The 2,646-nt window shown below is 65.8% G+C and carries 2 protein-coding genes; one reads left to right on the top strand and one right to left on the bottom strand.

Features of this window, described 5'->3' with window-relative positions; genetic code table 11:
• Positions 1-900: 900 nt before the first annotated feature.
• Positions 901-1,368 carry a hypothetical protein gene (locus tag ACZ67T_RS42315; protein ID WP_469991896.1) on the top strand — a complete coding sequence of 156 codons (468 nt, stop codon included), beginning with the start codon at positions 901-903 and terminating at the stop codon, positions 1,366-1,368.
• Between the two features lie 134 nt (positions 1,369-1,502).
• Here ACZ67T_RS42315 and ACZ67T_RS42310 read toward each other — a convergent pair whose 3' ends face one another.
• The gene (locus ACZ67T_RS42310) at positions 1,503-2,312 is read right to left on the bottom strand and encodes a leucine-rich repeat domain-containing protein (RefSeq protein ID WP_469991894.1); all 810 of its coding nucleotides are present in this window, start codon (positions 2,310-2,312) and stop codon (positions 1,503-1,505) included.
• Between the last annotated feature and the right edge of the window lie 334 nt (positions 2,313-2,646).

The following is a 2,646-nucleotide window of genomic DNA, read 5'->3' as shown; positions in this document are numbered from 1 at the left end:
TTGCCGGGCCAGTGGCGATCACGGGCTCCGGAACATCCTCGATTCCCCCGTGCGCGTGCGCCGGGACGGCTGCGGTGACCGGGGTTTCGGAGTTGGCGTTGACGTCGGGGTAGACGTGACCGGTTCGGTCGCGTGCGACGGCTCGGCAACTGCTGACCGGTCACCACCCACTGGGCGCGGGAGCGCCTGTAGGTGACCGATGTCCGCCTCGATCAGCTCCTCACTGGGAGGCGACTCAGGTTCGGTCCACTCGGTCAGGTTCCACGGTTCGTCGAACTCCTCGAACGGGGGCGGCTCCACAGTCGCCGGCCGCGCTCCGGGTCTTGAGCCATGACTGGAGTTCTGGCTCGGAGGCAGGTGACTGTGCCGTTCGTGATGCTGTCCGGAACGGGGACGCCCTTGGCCCTGGAGCGCTGTAGGAGGTACTTGCGGTCGTGTCGTAGGTACACGGTCGGATGTCGCGCTTGCGTGCCTCGGCGCTGCGGTACGTCGCGGGCAGCGGCTCGTCCTCGGCTCGCTCCGCCACCTGCGCCACGGCCTGCTCGCCTGTCCCGGCCGCTGTCCCGCTCGCTGTCCCGAGAAGGGCAGTCTGGGTGCCTGACCAGGCAGGACCCCCTTGTTGCTTTCTGGTTCGGGGCACCGGGACAACCGGCCGGGACAGTGGTGCGCATTCCCCGCCGGGCAGGAAGTTGTCAGCGGCTGCTTCCTCCTGGGCCTGCATGAGTGCATCGGGGTGATCTACGGGGTCATCTCTCCACGGTCGAACCAGCCGGCCACCGCTACGAGGACATGCGCCTCCTGGTGGAGAAGAGCTGGACGATCAGCGCTGTCGCCCGCCGCGCTTGCTGAGCCGACGGGTCCGTGCCGACGGTCAGGGGCCGGGGATGGGCAGGAGCTGGAGTGGGCGCGTCATCGTGGCAGTACATCGAGTCTTATGCCGGAGATATCGCGGCGGCCTTGGTCGCCGTGCGACAGCGCGAGTTCGACAGGCTCTTCGTCCATGGAACCTACGGGCACGGGCTGCAGCTCGCAGGCCAGTCGTTCACCTTCGTTGACGACCTCGATGACCTATGGGAAGACGAGACTTTCGGCAGCGAAGGAACACACACGATCATCGACGTGTGGGAGGTGATTGACACTGAGGCGTACGACGATGACCACACCGTGCGCCCGCTGTCGGACGAGGAATCCATCGAGCTCTTCGGAACTTTTGGGGCAGGTCTGGCGACTGACGGCGTCAGCTTGACCCGCAGATCTTTGATTGTTGCTGTTCTGCGCGCGCCTGGAGGTCCTGTCCTGTGCCCCCGGTTCATCGGCGGGCTATGGGTGGAGGGACTCCGTCTTGGCAGTACGAACCCTGTCGTGTAGCTGCTCATTGGTGTCGACGGTCACGTATTTCCCCATTGGTAGCGTCAGTTTCCTCGCCCGTCCGTTCGAGCTTCAATCACGCGAATGTAGTCGTTTCTCTGGCCGAACAGCGGGCGAATCGGTGCTCGGCTGGGTCAGTCCCAGTCGGACGCCGGCTGGTCGACTCGGCCGCCTCTGTGGGGTGTAGGGATGTAGCCGTGAGGCCCGCTGGGCAGCGCGGCGACACACGCCGCTGAGCAGGCGCTGACCAGCAGGGGCAGTACGTCGGTGGCCACGCGCAGGGAGATCCACGCCTGATGGAGTCCGCTCGATTCGAGCGGGCGTTCGCAGACACTGCAGTTGTGGACGGCGGTGGTGCCCCAGCGCCGGGGATCCAGGTTTTGCAGGTCGAGGTTCGTGACGCAGCCCGGGGAAGGCTGCAGCTGCGGGAAGGGCGGTCGCAGCTTGTAGTTGCCGAACAATGCCCGTGTACTGACCGTGCTGCGGGTCAGCTTCCGGCATCGGGTGATCTCGTAGGGGAACCAGTGCAGCCGGTATGAGGTGTAGGGCGTGAACTCTTCCAGGCTGGTCATGGCTCCGATCTCGGGCGGGATCCGGACCAGGTTGCTGCCGTAGAGCACGAGGCGCTTGACCGCCCTCAGCCGGGCGATGTTCGGCGGCAAGGTAATGATCTGGCGCCGCTCTTCCGGGGTGAGGTCCACCAGAGGGCGGAACTCTTCGCGTCCGTCGGCGGCGGCCTCGTCAATCAGCTCTAGCAGACGCTGCCAGCCCGGAGCGGAGGTGTCCTGGCGCTCGGTGTGAAATCCGACTCGGGCTCGCGGGTGAGGCCTGGACTGGTCAAGGCACGAGCAGATGTCCTGGCGGGACCCGCCCCGGCCTGGGACCGGATCCGATGCATCGCCCCAGCGGTTCACATAGCGCCGCGGCTCTTTCTCGTTCGTCATGGCGCCAAGATACGAAGGTCCGCAGACCGTCTCCGCGATTTTTCGCGTGAGAGACCAGACGACGTCCGTCCGCTGTGCTCGAACGCTTGGCTGGGGAAGTTGACGCTGCTGGTGGGGAATTACGTGACGTTCCACACTCATTGGTGCTGCCGAGCGGTTCGCCATCCGTGTCGGCTTGGGCGAGTAACGCCTCAGCAACGGCACCAGCCTGGGTTCAGTGGCTCTGCGCCTCGATCCGGCGCGACAAGCGGGGGATCGTGAGGCAGGCTGCCGGGATGAAATCTCGAACTGATGGTATGTGGTGGGGCACGGCGATCGAGGCGCCGGACCCCAG

The sequence above is a fragment of the Streptomyces sp. NPDC107517 genome, from assembly GCF_055582645.1.
This window is presented reverse-complemented; position numbering and strand designations above follow the sequence as displayed.

Excerpts from the sequence above, each read along its gene's own strand:
- ACZ67T_RS42310 (WP_469991894.1), bottom strand. The coding sequence starts at position 2,312 with ATGACGAACGAGAAAGAGCCGCGGCGCTATGTGAACCGCTGGGGCGAT.